Below are 21,906 nucleotides of genomic sequence, written 5' to 3' on the forward strand. Positions count from 1 at the left end.
GACCAGCACTTTCTCAGTATGGCGCAACTGGCCTGTATTCGGCGTATCCTGCAGCGCCACTTTTCAGACACAGCCTAGTGCATAAGGCTGGTTAAACTGCCGGTTGGGCATTCTATATTATTTGCACTCATCTATGAATCTTCTTTTAGTTGGCCAATGAGGTTTTCGCCCATATTGCTAGGACTCGGCCTCGATAGGGCGGTCCCTCTGGCTCAGCACCATTGGCAACTGGAGTTGCCGTACGCCTCAACGCTGGCCACCAATCGTCAGTCCACCATCAACCCGGATACTTTCACCTGTGACAAACGAAGCCGCGGAACTGCCAAGCCAGTAGACTAGTTCGGCCACCTCGCTTGGGTGCGCAAAACGGCCTAGCGGTGCATGTTTGCGGAACTGTTGTCCCGTCTCACTATCGGGGTCGAAGAAGCGGTGGAACATAGGCGTAATAATATAGCCCGGCAAGATGCTGTTGACTCGGATACCGATGGACGCTACTTCCACTGCTAAGGCACGGGTCATGGCATCCAAGGCCGCTTTGCTGGCCGAATAGATGCTCGAACCACTCATGGCCCCCTGCGCCAGCCAGGACGAGGTGTTGATGATACTACCGCCCGTCCCCTGCCGCTTCATCTGTTCGATCTGATACTTACAAGCCAGCCAGGTACCTTTCACATTAATATCGATAACGGAATCTAAGTCGGCGGGAGTAGCATCGTCGATGGACGCAAAGTGGCCTTCGACGCCTGCGTTGTTAAAGGCAACGTCTAACCGGCCCAGCCGACTAACCGTCGTGGCCACCAGTTGCTGCACACTGTCAACGTGTGCGATGTCAGCCTGCACAAACGAGACCTTGGGTCCGAATGACTGCAGATGCTGAATGGCCTTTTCGCCTTCTTCCGCCCGTCGGCCTGCGATGATTACGCCGGCTCCCTGCCGCAAGAACCGTTCGGCAGTGGCCAACCCAATGCCGGTGGCCCCGCCTGTGATAAGAACTGCTTGCTCGGTCATAAGTTCCTGGATTAAATGAACAGGACAAAGCTATCTGATTAGGAGGGGCGGGGAGATGTAAATTTCAAGCAGATACTTGTAAAAATCAACCTCTGCGCAAGGCACTAGGTGGCTGCCGAGTGTGCTTGCGGATAAAGTTCGTAAAGTAAGCGGGGTCCTCGAATCCTAAGCAGTAGGCAATCTCCGCCACGTTCCAGTCCGTATGCCGAAGCAGCGCTTTGGCTTCAGCCGTGATGCGTTCGGCAATGAGTTGGGTAGTGCTTTTACCCGTAACTTCTTTAACCGCCCGGTTAAGGTGATTGATGTGCAGCGAAAGCTGATAGGCATACTGCTTGGCGAACCGCAATGGAAGGGTGTGGAGTTTGGAATCGATGGGAAACTGGTGTTCCAGCAGCTTAAGGAACAGGGAAGTAATCCGTTCGGCTGCACCGAATTGACGGACGAACCCGTCGGTAGGCTGGAGTTTCAACGCCTCGTGAATCACCAATTGAACGTAGTTGTATAGAACCTGGTCCTTCAAGGCGTAATCCGTTTGGTGCTCGCTGAGCATTCGTTCAAACAAGTCTCCCAAGTGAGTGCTTTGCGCCTGATCTAACAAAAAAACGGGAGTCCCATCCAGCTTGAAAAGAGGAGATTCTGCCACCGAGCGCGCGTTACCGGGGTAGATAAAATCATTGGTGAAGACGCAGAAGTAACCTGCTTGTTCGGTCGTTGCGGCTTCCCAGGCATAAGGAATATTCGGGTTAGAGAAGACCAGCGCATGACCGGTGATCATGATGCTTTTGTCCGCGTAACTCAGTAGACCATTCCCTTTTGTAATTAGGGAGATTTTATAAAAATCGCGTCGGTTGGAGGGAAGATATGTACCGCAAGTAAAGTCTTCACGCCTGAAGACATTAAACGAGCCTGTTGGGCGTGAGTGGATTATTGGTGACCGCGCAGAGTCAGTTAAGAAAGTGTTTATTGTTTGGTAAGTCATCTTCTACCTTGTATTTTTCAAGCAAAGGCAAAATGCTCTACGGAAAGTTTTGGTTATGTAAATGCGGTTTACCATCCTGATACCTTGCTTCTGCGCCGCATTGTAATACCCAACATAAGGCAGGGGTTACGTAAGTGGAAAATAAATAGGGCGGGCCAATAACTCTCAGTAAATCGTAAGCATGTCCAGCAGTGTGGAGAACGATCAACTGAACAGCTTCATTCGCTCGAAGCCCGGGCCTAGAATGGCCGTGTCGTCGGCGTCGAGCCAGTCTCTGAGGATGGCGGCGTAGATGCTGCGGAAGTCGATTTGGTGGCGCAGGTCGCCTTGGTCGAGGTTGGCCAGATCGGGGGCCTCGTTGAGAACGCCCTTGCGCTGGAGGGCGCCGCCGAGCAGGAAAACGTTGTTGGCGGTGCCGTGGTCGGTGCCGCGGCTGGCATTCTGGGCTACGCGGCGTCCGAATTCAGAGAATACCAGCACCAGCGTATTGGCCCACTGGTTGTTCCGCTGCAGGTCGTCGGCCAGCGCGGCCAAGCCTTCGCCAAGGTCGGCCAAAAGGCGCTGCTGCTGCTCCTGCTGCCGCACATGAGTGTCGAAGCCGGCCAGGGCCAGGTAGTACACCCGCGCCTCGACACCGGAGTTGATTAACTCGGCGGTCGTCTTGAGGTTTCTGCCGAATTCAGTGTTTGGGTAGGCCCCCGTCGACCGGTAGATTTTCGACTTCTCGTACAAGTAATCGGCGGAGGAAGCCGTCTCCGCCAGCGTTTGGTAGAGGTAGTCTACCTGGTCGTGATGGGCCGGCGTGGTTTCCTTACTCACCTGAGCCAGCAAGTGGTTCTGGCTGATTTGGTGGAATTTCGCTGGGTTTTTCACCGCCAACCCTTTGCGAAGGGCACCTTTGAGGGCCAGGCTCAGCGTGTCGTCGACCTCCAGGGCATGGTAGGGGTGCGGGCAGCCGGAGCCATCCGCGTCGAGGTACCGGCCCAGCCAACCGGTGCTTATTACCTGCTCCGCGCTGGAGCCACTCTGCCAGATGTCCATCGAGCGAAAATGCGAGCGGTCGGGGTTTGGGTAGCCCACCGAGTTAAGCACGGCCAGTTGGCCTTGGTCGTAGAGCCCTTTGAGCCCCTTCAGCGCCGGGTGCAGGCCCAGGTCTTTCTCCAGCGCCAAAATGCCCTCGGCTTCCTTGATGCCGAGAGTAGGCCGGGCGCGGTAATATAAATCGTTTTTGTAGGGGATGACGGTGTTCAGGCCGTCGTTGCCGCCCCCTAGTTGTACCACAATCAGGCGGCGGGCGCTGGTCGCATTGCTCAGGCCGGGCCCCCGGTCGAGCGCGTGCAAAAACTTGGGCACGAGCAGCAAGGTGCTCGCCAAGGCAGAAGTTCGAAGGAATTCGCGGCGAGTGGCGGGCATGGGATTGGGATACGTGGGAAAAGGAAAAGCAGAAAATCAAGCGCTTTTACAACTCACCAACTGAAGGCAGTTGTAATTAATACGCTGAACGTCGAACCAAAGCCTCACTTGGAATGGCCGGGGCGCGTCCTCGTTTGAGAGGGAGTCGGTCGTTCCGGCATCACGCCAACTGGTATTCCGGTAAGCTTAGCAAGCTCACCAGCGTAGCCCGCAAGGCTTCGGGCGGCGTCTTATTCGCGGCGGCCTGCTGCACCAATCGCAGGTTTTCGGGTCGAATAGGCGCTTGCAGCAGGAAGGCGCTGAGCTTCTCCGGCTGCTGCGCGGCGGGCGTAGCCCCCAACAGCGCTTGCAGGGGAGCAAGCGGCAGGTGGGCGCCCATTCCCGGCCGCAGGGTACGTTCCGACTTCGTTAGGTTGGGGGCGATGTCGTTCTCATCCTGCTTCAGGGCCACCGCGAATTCAGCATTCTTGAATAGGATGGCGGGCAGCTGCAAGCGCAGCAGCAGCGACGACGAATCAATCCAGTTGCGGCCCCCCGGCCAGCCGGCCACGTTGGGCGGCATGAACAGGGTCTGGCCCAGCGCCTTCTGATAGCCCAGCAACGACTGGCTCTGGTCGAGTTGCGCATTCAGGGTGCGGCGGATGCCCGCCAGCAGCTCGACCGGCGACTTGATGTGGGTGCCCACATTGGCGGGGTCGTAGAACCACTCGGCCGAAAACAGGCGCTCCATCAAATCAGCAATGTCGTAGCCGCTCCGACGGAAAGCGACGGCCAACGGCTCAATATGCCCGGCATTGGGCTGGTCGTTGACGAAGAAGCGGTAGATTTTTGTAACCAGAAACGTGGCCGTGGCCGGCTGCCGCAGAATCTGTTGCAGTACTTCCTCGCCCGTGAGGTTGCCCGTGCGGCCCAGGAAGGTTTTGCAGCCGGCGTCGTGTTCCCGCTCCCGAAACGTAAAGTTGTTCTGGTAGTCGTAGCCCCAGCCCGTGAAGGCCCGGGCGCCTTCCTTTACGTCCTGTTCGGTGTAGTTACCCCGGCCCAGGGTAAACAGCTCCATCACTTCGCGGGCAAAGTTTTCGTTGGGGTGGGCTTTGCGGTTTTGTTGGTTGTTGAGAAACTGGAGCATGGCCGGCTCCTGGCTCACGGCCAGCAGTAAGTCCGGAAACTTCCCCAACGCGTGCTTCCGGGTCGTGTTGTGCAGGCTGAGCGCCGCTGCCGGCTGGCGCACGCGGCAGGCAAAGTGCCCGTGCCAGAACAGCGTCATTTTCTCGCGCAACTGGGCCGGCGAGGTGGCCATGCGGTCCATCCAGGCCCCGCTCATATGGGCATACGCCTGCTGAATGCCCTGATTCTGCATTTTGCGCTGCTCGGGCGTGAGGTCGGCTCGGCGCAGGCGGGGCACCCGCGTCGCCACGCTGCCCCCGCGGAAGGTAGGCCGGGGGCGCAAAGGTTCCACCGGGGCCCGCGGGGCCCCGGGCTGGTCGGGAACCATCACCGCGTCACTCGGCCCAGGCATCGGTTTAGCCATAACTGTTTCGGCCAGTACCGACCCCTGCAAGTCGGTGTACTGCAAATCAGGGCCAGTGAGGGGCTCGTAGTGCTCGGAATCGCGTAGCAGCTGGCGCAGGGCTTTGCGAGGGCTATGGCCGGTGGCCACATCCTGCGGACGGGCCCCGAAGCCGGCCCGCCAGTAGAGGTGCTGAAGTTGCGAGGTGCTGTTCATGCCTTCTGAGAGGGTTACCAGGGCCGCCGGTTTAATACTGCGGATGAAGTCTGCCCTCGTGGTCGAGTCACTAACCGAGCCCCTTCCCCGCTCCGTTCTCTGCGCCCCGTCTGGTGTTGCTACGAATTACGCAGTTGGTAGGCCCAAGTATGCATGATGCTGACTACGCCGAGGACGGTGGCGAGGAATACCCGTTTGGGTGGCGAGCCCCGTGGTCGTTCGGGCATCAACCTATCGCCCCTGCCCTGTTATGGAGTGATGGGCAGAAAAAAGTCATCTTGACGGACCACTGCTGAGGACCAGCGCAGGTAGGCAAGCCAGCCAGGTAGGGTCAGACCCTGTTTTGGCAATATCCTAGGAGAGTCTACTTCCGTTGTCCGCATGACTACCCTAATTTGATGTTAAGACTATATAATAATAAGTAAATATATAATAAATAAAGTTGCTTTTCCTCCTTTTCAATCTTCCCCTTTTCATCCTGTATTATACTGACAATAAAAATTTTATTGCAAATAGGACAAGGACTGTTCATTTATGACCAGCAACGAAGTAGGATATTCAGAACTGATTGAATGAGTTCTAAGCCCCGCCGAGGCCCTTCGCCCACAAATCAGAAGCGGGCGCCCAGCACCACGGTTTTCTTGTACTCGCGTTTTTCGCCCCCGCTAGGCCGGAATAATTCGACCAGCAAAACATAGTAGCCCACCGCCGCTTTGTGGCCCCGGTCGTCGATGCCGTCCCATCGCACGAAGCCCGTGGTAGGCAAGGTTTCGTTGCGCACGAGCCGGCGGGTAAGACGGCCCAGGGCATCGTACACGTTTACGGAGACGGCATAACCAGGCTGGTCAAGGTGGTAGTTGAGAGTGGCGAAATCCTGCTGGCCATCATCGTCAGGGGTGAACACTTCGGGCTCCACCGTCAACTCTTGGTCGCCGCCGGGGGCATCCTGGGCCTGCGAATTAAGCCGGCCGGGCGTGGCGTAGCCTACCGCCCCGGCCGCCGAGTGAAAGTTATTACCCAAGCTGGGGCCACTAGCTCGAATTCGCTCCAACGACACCCCTTCCTGAGTAGCCAGCAGGCTCAGGTGCATGTTTTTATTGTAATCAAAGCGATCTAGCTGAACGCCTTGGCCGTCTAGCAGGCGCAGACTGCCCGCGCTGTTGTCCAGCGTGGGCAGCGAGGCGACCAGTAGGGCCGCGGGGTCGTGGCTCGTCGGGTATTGCGCGGCGATGATGGCCGCGTCCGGCGAGATGGCCACTAGCTGGCCCGGGCTGAGCACGAAAGGCTGCGCGGTGATGGTCCGCGTGGAAGTGCTAATGCCCACGCCATTACTAAGTTGGAAGTGCTGCAGGCTGATGGCCTTGGAACTGCGATTAAGGACCTCGACGAACGGAACCGCCCCAACCCGGGGGTTGAACAACACCTCGTTAACGATGAGGTCGCCCGGGGCCGCCGCCTCGGGCAGGGCGAAGCCGGCCGACTGCAGGGGGCCGCTGGCATTGCCGGCGCAGTCGGTGGCCGTTTGCACGGCTAGGGTGTTGGCACGACTGGGCAGCAGCGGCGAATCCAGGGTCAGGTCCACCTGCCGAAAATCCGGAGCTACGGGCACGGCGCGGCTGACGGCGGGGCCAGGAGCCGCCAGCGAGTACCGGCTTCGCGTGGCGGCACTGGCACTATCCAGTTTTTCGGAGAAATAAGCCCGAACGGTAACCGGACCGAGGGCCAACGCCCGCAACAAAGTGGGAGCCGTGACATCAGCATTCGCCGCGCGCACGGAGTTAGCCCTACCCGGCGTGCCGCCAAGGGGGTCGGTGCTGGCGGTCCAGTTGTCGGCCCCGGCGCAGTAGTTGTTCGTGTCTATCATCTCCAGGCTCCAGCCGCCGTCCTTCTTGCGGGCGTCGCGGTACCAGGTGTCGGAGTAGGTGACTTCGAACAGGGTGCGGCCGTCGCGGCCGCGTAGCACCAATTGGTCGCCATCGTTGCCGAGTGAGGGAAAGTTAGTGGGCCCGTATACTTTACGTCCCGGGGCCTCAAACTGGCTCACTTGCGTGCTGCCGCACACCACGGTGTACTGACCGGGTAGCAGCCGGGCCGTGTCGGGCAAGACCGCTACCGACGTGCTGCCCACCTTGCCCAATCGTACCCCGCCCAGGTTGAGCACCTTCGTGGGACTACGGTTATAAATTTCCAGGTATTCGGACAGCGGTAAGCCCACTGACGGGGTTTCGTCGGCAAAGATCTCCGTGATGAGTAACTCGCCCGCTCGTGGCGCTACGGGGGCCGGCACCAGGGTGGCGGTGAGCGGCCCGGGGGCCACGTTGCCGTAGAGGTCGGCTACGGCGCGGGCTTCCAGTACGTTGGGGGCGGCGTAATCGCTGCCGAAGGTGAGGCGCACCACTGCCGGGTTAGAGGGCAAAACCTGGGCCCCGGTGGGCATCAGGCCGTCTTGCAGGCGATAATTGACCAGCACGGTAGCACTGGCCGGGTCCATGGCTTCGTTGAACACTACATCGAGTCGGCGCGCATCCACGGCTATGGTCCGGGTGAGCAGGGGTGGGGTGGCGTCGGTCACGGCAAAGTCGTCGAAGTAAAAATTGCGCGCATTGGTCGAGGAGTAAACCAGCGCCACGCCCACCGCCACACTGCGCTGGTAAGTGGCGTCGATGGGTTGTGCGGCTTCGGCGACGAAGGTGCGCCCGCCGGTCAGGTCGCGCTCCAGGGTCCAGCGGTTGGCGGTGGTGCGCGTCACGCGGATGCGCACGAGGTTGTTGGTGGTACTGGCCAGGGTGCCGTCGAGCCCGTCGATGACCACCACCGTGGCGCGGGTCGAGTCCTTGCGGAACAGGCTCACCTCGTCGGCGGTGCCACCCAGGCGCACGAAGTAGCCGGAGTTGTTGGCATCGTTTACATCAGTTCGCGAGGCCATGAGCCACACGTCGGCGAGGTTGCCGGAGCTGGTAGCCAGCTTCAGGTTGGCCCAAAACTCCCACACCGTGCCGGTGCTGGCCAGGCAGGGCGTGCTGAGCTGAAGCCGGGTGCCGGTCACGGCCGGACCATTGCTTTGCAGCTGCCCGCTGGTAACCCGAAAGCTGGCCCCATCACCGGTCCAGGGCGGGAGGGCGGTAAAGTCGCCGTCGGCAAAATCGTCACGCAGCTGAGCCTGAGCCATCATGGGCAGCAGCACGAGCAGGTAGAGGTATTTCAACATTTGACAGTAGGTAAAGCAAGGAGCAATGACCGATGGGGATTCCTCAGCTCCCCTTTATTTAAAGCGCTGGCGCCAGCCTACATGGCGCGTCTAAGTATATAGATCTGGTGCGAGCGGCTATTTTCCTACTTGGTTTCTTTAATTACCTTTTTCTGCATATCAGTGCGCTCTTTCTTGAGTCTCCCTAACCTGTGTATAGTAGCAGGTGAAAGCCCTTTCTTACAAAGTGGGTTAAGCAAAGTATTTACAAGTTAGTATATTAATTACTCTTACAAAAACAATAATTCAAATACATTGATTTAATACAAACCTTCTATACCGTAGATCAAGCCGCTTATCAGCAAGCTGCAACTGGCCCGAGCCTCACTGGGGCCGGGAGCTGGCCCACCCTCAACGCCGATGGCCACAGCCACGTCCTGGATCTAAGCTGGCTTGATATCTGGGATGGCTTCAGGAACAGAAGGCCGATGACCCGCGTCATCGAATGGGCCCGCACAGCCCTACTTCAGGCATTGCCACGGGCTAGATTGGGCCTGACCTGGCTATCGGCGAACATTTTAGGTCTGGCGGGCGGGGTAGTTGGAATAAGGAAAATACTGGTAACTCATTCCGGGGGCGCTGATAATTACCTCGCGGTATTCAGTGAGAGAGGCCTGTTTATGGCAGCGAGGGGTAACCTGATTTTTGGCGACATTTGTAATGTCGGGGCGGTGGACAAAGCACCTTTTTATTTTTTTGATCCTTCTATGAAACTTGCAATTGTGGGCGCCACTGGGTTGGTAGGCACCGAACTGCTGAAGGTACTGGCCGAACGCCAGTTTCCGCTAACTGAATTACTGCCGGTCGCGTCCGCTAAGTCGGTGGGTCAACTCGTTGAATTCCTGGGCAAAGAATACCCCGTGGTGAGCCTGGACGATGCCATCGCGGCCCGGCCCGATATTGCCATTTTCTCGGCGGGCGGGTCCGTGAGCAAGGAACATGCTCCCCGCTTTGCCGCGGTGGGCACCACCGTTATCGACAACTCCTCGGCCTGGCGCATGGACCCTACCAAAAAGCTGGTGGTGCCCGAGCTAAACGCCGACACCCTCACGGCCGACGATAAAATCATTGCCAACCCCAACTGCTCCACCATTCAAATGGTGGTAGCCCTTAGCGAATTGCACAAGGCCTACCAGGTGCAGCGCATCGTAGTAAGCACCTACCAGAGCGTAACGGGCACCGGCAAAAAAGCCGTCGACCAGCTTCTGGAAGAGCGCGCCGGCCAAACCGCCAGCAACCCCGCCTACCCGCACCCCATCGACCTCAACGTACTGCCCCACATCGACGTGTTCGAGGCCAACGGCTACACCAAGGAGGAGATGAAGATGGTGAATGAAACCAAGAAAATCATGGGCGACGACCGCATCCGCGTCACGGCCACCTGCGTGCGCATCCCCGTACTGGGCGGCCACTCCGAAGCCGTGAACGTGGAGTTTGCCCGCGAGTTTGACCTGGACGAGGTGCGCGCTATTCTGGCCCGCACGCCCGGCGTGGAGGTGGTGGACGACCCTGCTCAAAACCAGTACCCCATGCCCAAAGACAGCCACGGCAAAGACGCGGTGCTGGTGGGACGCCTCCGCCGCGACGAAACCCAGCCCCGTACCCTCAACCTGTGGATAGTGGCCGACAACCTGCGCAAAGGAGCCGCCACCAATGCCGTGCAGATTGCCGAATACCTGGTGGGCAAGCTGGCGCTGGTAGGCAACTAACTCACTCTAATCCGTATGGGGCGTCGTAGACTCCTGGCTGGTCGGATGCGCTATCTGCTCCTGGTGGGAGTAGCCCTGCTGGCGGGCCCGGGGTGGGCCCAGACGCCAAGCCTGCTGCGCGGCCGGGTGCTCGATGCCGAAACTCACCAGCCCATTCCCAACGCCCAGATTGGGGTGGCCGGCAACCGCATCGGTACCAGCACCAACGAGGACGGCCGCTTTGTCTTGAACATCCCGCCGCAGTACCAGCAGGAGCAATTGGAAGTAGTGCTGCTGGGCTACCGGAAACATGTCCAGGCCCTGCCCGCGCTACCGGGCCCGGAACTGCGCATTGAGCTCCGCCTCAGCCCCGCCGCGCTGGGGGAGGTGCGGGTCACGGCCTCGGTAATGGGCCTGGTGCGGGAAGCCGTGGCCCGCATTCCGCGCAACTACCCCACGCGGCCCACTCGCCTGACGGGCTTTTACCGGGAGTCGGACAACGACCCCAACGGCCGGCCGCGCTACCTGGTCGAGGGTTTACTAACGGTGCTCAAAGTCCCGTACCAGCAGCGCACCGCCGAGGGCGTGGTCCAGATCCGGCAGTCGCGCAAGGTGGATCTGCGCCCGCTTACCCCGGTGCGGATTGACTGGGCCGGCGGCCCGTTTATTGCCCACTTCGCTGATTTTGTGCACGCCCGGGCCCAGTTCATCAGCCCCGCCCACTTTCGCGATTACGACTATCGCCTGGCCCCCGGCAGCAGCTACGCCGACCGTCCGGTTTACGTGGTGGCCTTTGAGCCCCGGCCCGGCAACCGTCGGGCTCATTTTGCGGGCCGGATGTACATCGACCAGGACAGCTATGCCTTCCTCGGCGCCGAGTGGCACTACACCCCCACCGGCCTGCGGAGCGGCATTCACCGCGCCGATGCGCGTAATCTGCGCGTGGCCTACCAGCCCTACGCCGGGCGCTGGCATCTGAAAACCGTCTGGTGGCAAACTAACTACCGCCCAGCAGTGGGCGAGCCGCTCCAGTACTTCGGGGAGTTTCTGACCACCGCCATCGATACCATCCAGGGTGCGCCCCCCACCTACCCGGAACGGGTGCAGCGCGACGACGTGTTCTTGAACAACGCCGTGCCCTATGACTCGGCTTTCTGGCAAAGCCAGACCACCCTGCTGCCCTCAGAATCTTTGCGGAAAGGCTTGCTCGACCAGCGGCGCCAGCAACGAGCCGATTCGCTGTTCAAGCTAACTACCCCAGAACCACCCCCCGCCCCCCTCGTGCCAGCCGCAGCGCCCCAGCCAGCCTCCCGGCTGCTCCACCGCATTCGGTACGGAGCCTCGGTGGGGGCCTGGCCGCTGGCCGTGTCCGCGTCCGCAATGGCAGTAAACTATGAGCCGGCCCATTCCAGCTTCCGGGCGCAAAGCTCGGTCGGAGTGGCCGCTCAGAAGCTAATTGGTTGGTGGAGCGCGGAGTACCTGTTTGACCTCAGCACCGAGCTGGCCGTACGCCTGGCTACGCGGCACGTGTTTGGCCGGTTCACCGGCGACGGTTGGGAAGCGGGCCTGAGCTATCAGCATAATTTTAACCCGCGCCACCGCCCGATTTTTGGGCGCCTGGGCCTGGCTTACACCCACCAGACGGTGGCTCGCGCCCTAGGCACTTTTGAGAACACCTCGGGGAGCGTACGCGTGGCGGGTACCACGCTCCGGGCCGATGAGCTGGGCCTGCAGCTGCAATCGGTGGCCGCTGCCGGGCAGCCTACGCTGGGGCTAGGCCTGGAGCTAAGCCGCAAAACCGAGTTGGTGGCGGACCTGGGCTACCGGCTGCCGCTCCGCACCCGCACCCAGCTGCAGGTAAACGAGGAGAGTGGTTTCTTTCTGACCCGGAGCTCGGCCGCCCTCGATTTGCCGAGCTCCGACGTAAGCCTGCGAGTGAATGAACAGCCCGCCGCCACGGTCCCCTGGCAGCCCAGCCGGTGGCTGCTGAGCGTCGGGCTGCTGTACCGTTTTCAGTGAGTGCTCACCCACTACCCATGACCTACCCAAAGCTCCCGGGCCCGTTTTTTCGGCGAACCGATGTCTTACGCATAGCCCAGGACCTGCTAGGTAAGCACTTGTACACGAATGTCGGCGGCACCGTCACGGCGGGCCGCATCGTGGAGACGGAGGCCTACCGGCACGAAGGCGACAACTCGCTGGCCCTGCACTTGCAGCGTAAGCGCCACCAGGCCCGGGGGCTGTACGTGCCAGGGGGCCAGGCCTATATCTACACCGTTTACAACCGTTACGCGCTCTTCAACATCGCCACCCACGATGCTGAGCATCCCGATGCCGTGCTCATTCGAGCGGTCGAGCCCACCGTCGGCATTCCCGAAATGCTGGTGCGGCGCGGACTGCACTCGGCCGTACGAGCACTCACGGCCGGGCCCGGAGTCCTGAGCCAGGCTTTAGGGATTACGCCCGCTCTAACCGGCCGGCCCGTAACCGGCGAGGTACTATGGTTTGAAGACCACGGCGAAGTCCTCGCGCCGGCCGACATCGTGGCGAGTGCCCGGATCGGGCTGGAGTACGCCGGCCCCGAAGCGGCCGGGCTGCCGTGGCGGTTTCGGGTGCGCGGCAGCCAATGGACCAGCCCGGCGAAGTAGTCGAGCAGTACGGTGATAGAAGGGTGCAGTAGAAAATAATACGAGTGCGAAACCTCTCTTGGTCAAGCTGCTTGCTCCACTTCAGCCGTAGGGGTTGGGGTGCTTGCGCTCCAACCACCGCTCGGGTGAACTGAGGGGCTCGTAGCCGAAGCGCTGGTAGAGGCTATGGGCATCGAGGGTGGCGAGCAGGTGGCGGCGTAGGTTTTGCAGGTCGGGATGGGCCAGCACCCGCTCCACCAGCCACTTGGCAAGGCCGTGGCCGCGAAACTCGGGCAGCACGAAGACGTCGCAGAGCCAGGCAAACGTCGCCCGGTCGGTTACCACCCGGCAAAAGCCGGCCTGGCGCCCGTCGGGGGCGTACAGGCCGAAATTCAGGGAGTTGGCAATGGCACGCTCCACGGTGGCCAGGGGGATGTGGCGGGCCCAGTACGACTCCCCGCTCAGCCAGCCGTGAATAACGGCTACATCGAGTCGGGCGGGGTCGGTACTGAGCAGGTAGCCTTGCGGATGCGTTTCGGTGATAGCAGCAGACATGAGAAAGCAGGCGGTAAATGCAGGCGCAAGCTAGCAATACTGGCCCGGCTGTGGCCAAGCTGCTAGACTATTGGGCCTTTGATTGGTTATGATATAGCCGTTAGGTTTTATCTTTCTTTTTTTCAGCTAACTAGAAACTGTGTTATGAGATTTTTACGCAACGCGACGCTAGCACTTTGGGCCGGAGGACTGTCATTCGGGGCGCAAGCCCAGGCCCCCGTCCTAACCACCTTCCCCGTCGGAGCCACCACGGTTACGGTATCGGCCCTGGCTACTAACCGGAATACCATTTGGGAGCTGGTGTGGGGCCCGGATAATTTTATTTGGATGACCGAGCGGTCCGGCCGCATCAGCCGGGTCAATCCCACTACGGGCCAGGTGGTGCCCGTGGTGACCATTGCCGACGTCACCGAAACCGGTGAGAGCGGCCTGCTGGGCATGGCCATAACGCCGGCAGCAACGCCGGCGGCCTACTGGGTATTTGTGGTATACAATTACACCGACCAAGGCCAGCTGAAGGAAAAGCTGGTGCGCTACACCTACGCCGATGGGGCACTCGCCAACCCCCTGGTACTGCTGGGCAACATCGTAGCCACCACCACGCACAGCGGCTCCCGCCTGCTCATCCTGCCCGACCGCACGCTGCTCATGACTACCGGCGACGCCCAGTTGCAGCCCCAAGCCCAGAATACGGCCTCCCTGAACGGCAAAATCCTGCGCCTAAACCTCGATGGCACCATTCCGGCCAATAACCCCATTGCCGGCAGCCGCCTCTACACCTTGGGCCACCGCAATCCGCAAGGTCTCACCCAGCTGCCTAACGGCAACATCTACAGCTCGGAGCACGGCCCCAACAACGACGACGAAATCAACAAGATTGAAGCCGGCCGCAACTACGGCTGGCCCACGGTGGAAGGCAATTGCAACCTACCCGCCGAGATGACCTTTTGCGCGGCCAACAACGTGCGCGAACCCCTCACTACCTGGACGCCCACCATTGCCCCGGCCGGCTTGGCCTACTACGACCACCCCGCCATTCCCGGCTGGCGCGGCAGCCTGCTTCTGGCGGTCCTCAAAGACAGCAAACTCACCCAGCTCACGCTGAATAACACCGGCAGTGCGATTATCACGCGCACCGATTTTCTCACCACCTTCGGCCGGCTGCGGGCCATCTGCGTGTCGCCCGAGGGCCGGGTGTACGTGGGCACCAGCAACCGCGACGGCCGTAATACTCCGGGCCCGACCGACGACCGCATCCTGGTGCTCGAAAACCGGATGTACGTGACCAGCACCGCCCGCGGGGCGGGCAGCTTCTCGTTCGAGCTATTTCCTAACCCGGCAAGTCGCCAGGCTACCGTGCAGCTACCAGCGCCCAATGCCTGGCTCACCGTGCGCGACTTGCTGGGCCGGCCGGTACTTACCCTTCACCCCAACGGTACCACCGCCACGCTGAATCTGGCGAATCTGCGCCCGGGCAGCTACTTGGTGCAGGCGGAAGGACCTAACGGAAAGTCCACTCGCAAGCTGGTTGTGGAATAAGTACGTTCAGCCAAATCGAGAGTCGGAAACCTCACCCGGATACACCGGATGAGAACCACGCGAAGTGATTGTTACTTCAGGTGATGACGCTCATTCTTCACGGCATTGCTCAGGGTCCACTGCACTTCGTGCTGGAAGGGATGCTGCCGCACGGGGCAGTCGGGCATGAGGCACAGCGAGCAGGCGGCAAAGGTGCAGGGGTCGGCGTGCACGAACATCTCGACCTCTACGGCAAAGCGGGCCCGGATGAGCTCCTCAATGTCGTGCAGTTGGGTGTGCACTTCCTCCAGCGTGAAGTAGTACGGCATCTGCATGTGGCAGTCGATGTGCAGGTTGGCCCCGTAACGCTGCACGCGCAGGTTGTGCACGTCAATCCAGGGAGCCCGGCGCCGGGCCTGGAGCTCGGCAATGACCTCGGCCACGATGGCCGTGTCGGCTTCGTCCATCAGGCCCGAGACGGACCGGCGCAGCATTTGCCCGCCATTCGCCAGAATGAAGGCGCCCAGCAGCAGGGCCGCACCGGCATCGAAGCGCACCACGCCGGTGGCGGCCACCAGCACCAAGGCAACCGACGACACAATGGACGTGAGGGCATCGATGTAAAGATGCTGGCCATCCCCGACCAGGGCCACCGACTTCAGGCGCTTGCCGCTGCGCACCAGCAGCAACCCCACCCCCAGGTTCACCACGGCCGTGCTGGCCAGCAGCAGCACGCCCCAATCGGGCCGGGCCACCGGGTGCGGGTGCAGCAGCCCCAGGGTTGCGTTGTACAGGATGAAGGCGCCCGCGATGAAGATCAGGGCTCCTTCGAACCCCACGGATAAGTACTCGATTTTGCCGTGGCCATAGGGATGGTTTTCATCCTTGGGCAGCCCGGCCAGATAGAGGCTGTAGAGCGCGAAGCCGCTGGTAAACACGTTGATGATGCTCTCCAAGGCATCGGTGAGAACGACCTGCGAGCGGGTGAGGTGATAAGCGTAGAACTTAATGGCCACCAGTCCGGCGCTCACTACGAGGGAGAGCAGACCGAGGCGGCGTTTGGTTTGAGTGGGCGTCATGCAACGAAGGGTTTTCAGGACAAAGGTCAGGCATCCGCGCCGAGAACGAAGGGCAGAGGAGCTTTACGGGACTTGATAAGCCCCGCGAGCCGTCGGCTTGGTTCAGGGCAGTGGCTGGTTGGCGCCGCCCAACCTAGAGCAGCTTTCGCATAGGAATTAAAAATGAAGAATTAAAAAATTGACCAACCGATTTTTAATTCTTCATTTTTAATTTTTAATTCCTAAAAACGGCACCCGGACTGGAGAACCGCTCTAAGCGGCTGATTGAAAAGTCTGGCAAGGGCGAAACCTTTTCCAGTTTGCCCGGTATTTAAGGAAGTCGAAAATTATTTTTAGACTAGCCTAAAATCGGTAGCTTTGTAGTGAATTATCCGCTTTAACGTGCCTCCCTCTATTATACCCGAAACCAAGCCGCTCGTTGCCGAGAGTGGCTGGCGCCACGCCCGCCGTGGTAATTCCCTTAGTGAAGTATACGCCAGCATCCGGGTACCCGGGGCCGAGGCCTCGTTTTGGCGCAAGCTACTGGCGTTCTGGGGCCCTGGCCTGCTGGTAGCGGTGGGCTACATGGACCCGGGTAACTGGGCCACCGACCTGGCCGGCGGGGCCCGGTACGGCTACACCCTCCTGTCGGTGGTGTTGATTTCCAACTTGTTCGCCATGTTGCTTCAGCACCTGGCGGCCAAGCTGGGCATTGTAACCGGCCGCGACCTGGCCCAAGCCTGCCGCGACCATTACTCGCGGCCGGTAAGCCTGGGGCTGTGGGCCCTGTGCGAAGTCGCCATTGCCGCCTGCGACCTGGCGGAAGTCATCGGCTCGGCTATTGCGCTGAATTTGTTGTTCGGCTTGCCGCTGGCCTGGGGCGTGGTACTCACCACGTTGGATGTGCTGGTGGTGCTGTTTTTTCAGAATAAAGGGTTCCGCATTATCGAAAGCCTGGTAGCGGGCCTCATCGTGCTGATTTTTGGGTGCTTTCTCTATGAGATCCTGGTTTCGCACCCCGACTGGCTGGCCCTGAGCAAGGGTTTAGTGCCGGACCCTAAAATCGTAACCAATCCGCAGATGCTGTACGTGGCCATCGGCATTCTGGGCGCTACCGTGATGCCGCACAACCTGTACCTGCACTCGAGCATCGTGCAAACCCGGGCCTTCGTGCAGGACGAGGCCGGCAAGCGCTCGGCCATCAAGTTTGCGACGATAGACTCGACGGTGGCCCTGTTTCTGGCCTTTTTTGTGAATGCCGCCATCCTGGTAACGGCCGCCGCCGCTTTCCACGGCAAGGGCCACGAAGACGTGGCCGACATCGCCGATGCGCATAAGCTGCTAACGCCCGTGCTCGGGGCCGGGGCGGCCAGCGCGTTGTTTGCCATTGCCCTGCTGGCCTCGGGCCAGAACTCTACCCTGACCGGCACCCTGGCGGGCCAGATTGTAATGGAGGGCTTTCTGGATTTGAAGCTCCGGCCCTGGGTACGGCGGCTCATCACGCGGAGCGTGGCGGTGGTACCAGCCCTCATCGTGGCCTTGGTTTACGGGGAGAAGGGTACGGGCCAACTGCTGGTACTCAGCCAGGTAATTCTGTCGTTGCAGCTCAGCTTTGCCGTCGTGCCGCTGGTCCTGTTCACCGGTAGCAAGGCCAAGATGGGCGTGTTCGTCAACCGGCCGGGGGTGCAGGTAGTCGCGTGGGCGGTATCCGGCATCATCATCGGCCTGAACGTGTTTTTGCTTTGGCAGACGTTCGCGGGTTAAGTAATTGCTCATTACCATCTAGTTATGAAGCACTTCCTTCTCGCGCTCCTGCTGCTCCTGCCGGCGCCGCGGTTACGTGCCCAGCCTACGGCTACCCTGACCGGCGCCGTGCGCGAGGCGGGCAGCCACCGGCCGGTGCCATTCGCCAGCGTAGCCGTGCCGGGCACCGCCACGGGGGCTACCGCCGATGCCGACGGGCATTTCAGCCTGCCCTTACCGGCCGGCTCAAAGGAGCTAACCGTGAGTGCCGTAGGCTACACCTCGCGGCGCTTCCCGGTACCAGCGGCGGCCGGGCCCGTGGTGCTGGAGCTAACGGCCGCGCCGGCCGCCCTCACCGAAGTAGTGGTGACGGGCGTGTCGCGCGCCACCGAGGTGCGGCGCAGCCCCGTCCCCATTGCCACGCTGAGCCGGCGTGAAATGTCGCTCAACGCCAACACCAACGTGATTGATGCCGCCGTGCGGGGCATTCCCGGCCTGAGCGCGGTTACCACCGGCCCCAACGTCTCAAAGCCCTTTATTCGCGGGCTGGGCTACAACCGGGTGCTCACCCTTTACAATGGGCTGCGCCAGGAAGGCCAGCAGTGGGGCGACGAGCACGGCGTGGAAGTCGACGGCTACGACATCGAGCGGGTGGAGGTGGTGAAGGGCCCCGCCAGCCTGCTCTACGGCTCCGACGCCGTGGCGGGCGTAGTGAACTTGCTGCCGGCCCTGCCCAGCGGCGCGGAAGGCCAGCTGCACGGCGAAGCCCTGACCGAATATCAGTCCAACAATGGCTTGATTGGCAACTCGCTGGGCTTGAACTATCAGCGCAATGGCTTGCAAACTAGCTTCCGGGCCAGCCACCGCCTGGCCCGCGACTACCGCAACCGGGTCGACGGCCTGGTGTACAACACCGGTTTCCGGGAGCTGACCCTGACCGGCATGGTGGGGGTGAACAAGGCCTGGGGCAGCTCGCACTGGTACCTGACGCTTTACGACAACCAGCAGGAAATCCCCGATGGCAGCCGCGACTCGCTCAGCCGCCACTTTACCCGGCAGGTAGCCGAAAGCGGCCTCGACGACATCAAAAACCGGCCCCTGGTGACGGATAGCGAGCTGCGGGCCTACACCATTGGGCCCCTGCACCAGCGTATCCGGCACTACCGGGTGTTTACCAAAACGCGGGTGCAGCTGGGCGGCGGCGAGCTGCACCTGCTGCTGGGGGCCCAGCAGAACAGCCGGGAGGAGTTCAACCATCCCACCGCCCCCACCCAGGCGGGGCTGGCCCTGCGCCTGACTACCTACACCTACGATGTGCGCTACCACCTGCCCACCTGGAACGGACTGGAAATCAGCCTGGGCAGCAACGGCATGGGCCAGCTCAACCGTCACCAGAATGCCACCGATTTTCCCATTTCCGACTACGACTTACTGGACGCGGGCGGCTTCCTGCTGCTGAAAAAGCCCCTGGGCAAGCTGGAGCTGAGTGGCGGCCTGCGCGCCGACCTGCGGCAAGTTACCTGGAACGACTTCTACGTCGCTCCCAACCCTGCTACGGGGTTCGATGGCGCGGCGAGGCCCGGCATCCCCGGCGCGGCCCTGCAGTTTCCGGCCTTCGACCGGCGCTACCACGGCTTGTCGGCCAGCGCGGGGGCAAGCTATGCCGCTACCGAGCGGCTTACGCTACGCGCGAACCTGGCCCGGGGCTACCGGGCGCCCAACATCCCCGAAATTGGTTCTAATGGGCTCGACCCCGGGGCCCACATCGTGTACCTGGGCAATCGGGACTTCCAGCCCGAATTCAGCTGGCAGCAGGACGTGGGGGTGCTCTGGCATCAAGCCAGCCTGGATGCTTCGGTCGAGGTGTTCCACAACTATGTGCAAAACTTCATCTACCAGGGCCGTTTGCTGGATGCCAATGGGCAGCCGGTAGTTATCGTGCCGGGCAACACCACGTACCAATTTCAGCAATCGGCCGCCCAGCTCTACGGTCTGGAAGCCAGCCTGAACTGGCGGCCGGCCGCGCTGCCCTGGCTGGTCCTTACCAATAGCCTGGCTTACGTAAACGGCCAAAATGCCAGCGCCAGCTTGCGCGAGCAGCAGGGCGGGGCCGCCCGCTACCTACCCCTGATTCCGCCTTTGCGGGGCCGCGCCGAAGTGCGTGCCACCTTACCCGCCCGCACCAGGCGGTTCGCCAGCACCTACGTCCGGACCACTGCCGACGGCAGCGCCCGCCAAACGCGCTTCTACGCCCTCGACAATACGGAAACGGCCACCGCGGGCTACGCTCTACTGGGCCTGGGTGCCGGCACCACCTGGACCACCCGCGCCGGCCGGCCGCTGGTACAGGTTACCGTACAGATTGATAACGTGTTTGATACCGCCTACCAGGCCCACCTGAACCGGTTGAAATACTTTGAGTATTACGCGGCGTCGCCCAACGGTCGTACGGGCATCTACAATCCGGGCCGCAACGTGGGTCTCAAGCTGGTGGTGCCGTTTTAGCAGCCCCAACTCGGGCCGGAGCCGGCGTACCGACGAGCGGCTTGAGTTACCCCTGTACGCGGTGACGAAGCAGCAGTCTACTACCCAACACTACGCTGACCTATAACCGGGTGCCAGTCCGGTGTCGTAGGGCTGAGGCTTGAAGCGCTTGAATACTTCCGTTTCGAGCCTTAATCTACAGCGGCGCTTGGGGAGCTATATTCAATTAAAAAATCAAAAGCATGGCGACAGACTACGAGGTGAGGGCGGCCTACGACGCGACCAGCTTAATCGTGTATCAGGCTTATTCTAAACAAATTGCTCTTCCCGCCATCAACAACCAAACCTTCGAAACCCCTTTCTCTTTCAACCGCATGACCTGGATTAAGCCCTCGTTTTTGTGGTTAATGGAAAGAAGCAATTGGGCTCAGAAGTCGGTGCAAGAATATATCTTAGGCCTTCGCATTACCCGCTCGGGATGGGAGAAGGCTCTGCGGGAAGGCGTTTTAACCTCACCCGAGAAAAGAGTGTACCCCGATGGACAAGCCTGACAGAAACTGTTTGACGAAGCCAGAGTACATATTCAATGGGACCCGGAAAGAAGCTTGCGCGGACAAAAGCTGGAATACCGGAGCATACAGGTCGGCATCAGCCGATTTTTAATCGAAGAGTTTGTTAAAGAATGGATTCTGGAGATTAAAGATTATACCCCCTTAGTTAAGAAGATTCATACCTTATGTAAGGCCGGTAAGTACGAGAATGCTAAGCGATTATTTCTTCCGAAAAAACAGTATGCCCTGCCAGGAGCAATTAAAAAGCGTATTGGAGCCAGTTGAAAAGGTCAATCCGGGCCGCCGCGGGGGCCCTCAGCCGGTGATATCATTTTAGTGGCATCGCCAACGGTTGAGCTTAGTGCCGGCGCCTTATTTGCCGGAGCGACCACGGGGATAATTTGTGCGTACACGGCGTATGAAACTACATCTATGGCTCTTGTGCTTGCTGCCGGTGCTTAGCCAGGCCCAGAACGCTCCTAAGTCCTCGCCCTATGATTCCGCGCATTTTAGCTGGCGCAAGCCCGTGCCCCGCAACCGCCTGCGCGAGTTGCAGCCCGACCGGCCCGGGGTGACGGAAAGTCCGTTCACGGTCGACGCCGGCCACGGACAGGTGGAGATGGACGCCTTGCGCCTGCGCAACAGCGGCTCGGACGACGATGAGCAAAGCCGGGATTTGCACCTGGCTTATACCACGCTTAAATTAGGCCTGGGCCGGCGAACCGACTTGCAGCTTGAAGTGCCCCTGTACGCAGTGGCCAAGCAGCGGCCCAGCGAAGCCAGCCAGTGGCAGGAACGTAATGCCGGCTTCGGCGATGTGGCCCTGCGCGTCAAGTATAACTTCGTGGGCGACGACCAGGACGGCTCCCTCGCCATGGCCGTCATCGGCTACGTGCGCCTGCCCAGCGGCGGGGCCGCGGGCGAAGGTGGGACCGAGTACGGCGTGGTGCTGCCCATTGACGTGGAGCTGAGCGATAAGGCCAACCTCGAAGCCCAGCTGGAAAGCGACCTCAACTACGACCGCGAAGATGCCCGCCGCTACCTGCGCCTGCTGCCCTCGGCGGCCCTGGAGTACGACTTTACCGAAAAGCTAGGTCTATTAACGGAAGCCGTAGCGCAGTGGAATACGCAGCAGCGCCGCTGGCAGGCTTCGCTGAATGTTGCGCCCATCTTCAAACTATCCAAGAATTTCCAGTTAGATGCGGGCACCCACCTAGCCCTGAATCGCTTGAGTGACCACGAGTACTTCGTCGGCTTTACAGTGCGCCGGTAGGAGTTGGTTATTCTCAGCTGCTAATAATTGATTATCCGG

At 60.6% G+C, this 21,906-nt stretch carries 14 protein-coding genes and 1 pseudogene; 8 read left to right on the forward strand and 7 right to left on the reverse strand.

The window, feature by feature from the left end; genetic code table 11:
- Positions 1 to 246: 246 nt before the first annotated feature.
- The 5 genes from IC235_RS17800 to IC235_RS17820 form a co-directional block, all read right to left on the reverse strand.
- Positions 247 to 1,008: an SDR family NAD(P)-dependent oxidoreductase gene (locus tag IC235_RS17800; RefSeq protein WP_191006558.1), complete on the reverse strand. Its 762-nt coding sequence runs from the start codon at positions 1,006 to 1,008 to the stop codon at positions 247 to 249.
- A gap of 85 nt (positions 1,009 to 1,093) precedes the next feature.
- Positions 1,094 to 1,936: a helix-turn-helix domain-containing protein gene (locus IC235_RS17805; protein WP_317173606.1), complete on the reverse strand. Its 843-nt coding sequence runs from the start codon at positions 1,934 to 1,936 to the stop codon at positions 1,094 to 1,096.
- Between the two features lie 255 nt (positions 1,937 to 2,191).
- A complete protein-coding gene (locus IC235_RS17810) occupies positions 2,192 to 3,400 on the reverse strand; it encodes a DUF1501 domain-containing protein (protein ID WP_191006560.1) in 1,209 nt (402 codons plus the stop codon).
- A gap of 160 nt (positions 3,401 to 3,560) precedes the next feature.
- A complete protein-coding gene (locus IC235_RS17815; protein WP_191006561.1) occupies positions 3,561 to 5,123 on the reverse strand; it encodes a DUF1800 domain-containing protein in 1,563 nt (520 codons plus the stop codon).
- A 610-nt stretch (positions 5,124 to 5,733) separates the two neighbouring features.
- A complete protein-coding gene (locus tag IC235_RS17820; RefSeq protein ID WP_191006562.1) occupies positions 5,734 to 8,331 on the reverse strand; it encodes a lamin tail domain-containing protein in 2,598 nt (865 codons plus the stop codon).
- Positions 8,332 to 9,077: 746 nt separating this feature from the next.
- Here IC235_RS17820 and IC235_RS17825 point away from each other — a divergent pair.
- Genes IC235_RS17825 through IC235_RS17835 form a run of 3 tightly spaced genes read left to right on the forward strand, consistent with a single transcriptional unit; the run spans position 9,078 to position 12,706 of the window.
- Positions 9,078 to 10,079, forward strand: coding sequence for an aspartate-semialdehyde dehydrogenase (locus IC235_RS17825; protein WP_191006563.1), 1,002 nt, complete (start codon positions 9,078 to 9,080; stop codon positions 10,077 to 10,079).
- Between the two features lie 15 nt (positions 10,080 to 10,094).
- Complete coding sequence (locus IC235_RS17830) at positions 10,095 to 12,077, forward strand: carboxypeptidase-like regulatory domain-containing protein (RefSeq protein ID WP_191006564.1); 1,983 nt, start codon at positions 10,095 to 10,097, stop codon at positions 12,075 to 12,077.
- 17 nt (positions 12,078 to 12,094) lie between these two features.
- Positions 12,095 to 12,706: a DNA-3-methyladenine glycosylase gene (locus tag IC235_RS17835; RefSeq protein ID WP_191006565.1), complete on the forward strand. Its 612-nt coding sequence runs from the start codon at positions 12,095 to 12,097 to the stop codon at positions 12,704 to 12,706.
- Between the two features lie 81 nt (positions 12,707 to 12,787).
- Here IC235_RS17835 and IC235_RS17840 read toward each other — a convergent pair whose 3' ends face one another.
- The gene (locus IC235_RS17840) at positions 12,788 to 13,240 is read right to left on the reverse strand and encodes a GNAT family N-acetyltransferase (protein WP_191006566.1); all 453 of its coding nucleotides are present in this window, start codon (positions 13,238 to 13,240) and stop codon (positions 12,788 to 12,790) included.
- 144 nt (positions 13,241 to 13,384) lie between these two features.
- Here IC235_RS17840 and IC235_RS17845 point away from each other — a divergent pair, with 144 nt between their 5' ends.
- Positions 13,385 to 14,779 (forward strand): PQQ-dependent sugar dehydrogenase, encoded by a 1,395-nt coding sequence (locus IC235_RS17845; RefSeq protein ID WP_191006567.1) that lies wholly within the window; start codon positions 13,385 to 13,387, stop codon positions 14,777 to 14,779.
- A 71-nt stretch (positions 14,780 to 14,850) separates the two neighbouring features.
- Here the strand turns inward: IC235_RS17845 and IC235_RS17850 are convergent, their stop codons facing one another.
- Positions 14,851 to 15,837 carry a cation diffusion facilitator family transporter gene (locus IC235_RS17850; RefSeq protein WP_191006568.1) on the reverse strand — a complete coding sequence of 329 codons (987 nt, stop codon included), beginning with the start codon at positions 15,835 to 15,837 and terminating at the stop codon, positions 14,851 to 14,853.
- A 381-nt stretch (positions 15,838 to 16,218) separates the two neighbouring features.
- Here IC235_RS17850 and IC235_RS17855 point away from each other — a divergent pair, with 381 nt between their 5' ends.
- The 4 genes and pseudogenes from IC235_RS17855 to IC235_RS17870 all read left to right on the forward strand — a co-directional run bounded on the left by IC235_RS17855 (position 16,219) and on the right by IC235_RS17870 (position 21,867).
- Entirely contained in the window at positions 16,219 to 17,580 is a 1,362-nt protein-coding gene (locus IC235_RS17855; RefSeq protein WP_394355276.1) for an Nramp family divalent metal transporter, read from the forward strand.
- Positions 17,581 to 17,604: 24 nt separating this feature from the next.
- Positions 17,605 to 20,064 carry a TonB-dependent receptor gene (locus IC235_RS17860; protein WP_191006569.1) on the forward strand — a complete coding sequence of 820 codons (2,460 nt, stop codon included), beginning with the start codon at positions 17,605 to 17,607 and terminating at the stop codon, positions 20,062 to 20,064.
- A 221-nt stretch (positions 20,065 to 20,285) separates the two neighbouring features.
- A pseudogene (locus tag IC235_RS17865) lies at positions 20,286 to 20,879 on the forward strand (DUF4291 domain-containing protein).
- Between the two features lie 133 nt (positions 20,880 to 21,012).
- A complete protein-coding gene (locus IC235_RS17870) occupies positions 21,013 to 21,867 on the forward strand; it encodes a transporter (protein ID WP_191006570.1) in 855 nt (284 codons plus the stop codon).
- Positions 21,868 to 21,906: the final 39 nt, after the last annotated feature.

It is taken from the genome of Hymenobacter montanus, from assembly GCF_014699115.1.
Taxonomy (GTDB): Bacteria; Bacteroidota; Bacteroidia; order Cytophagales; family Hymenobacteraceae; genus Hymenobacter; species Hymenobacter montanus.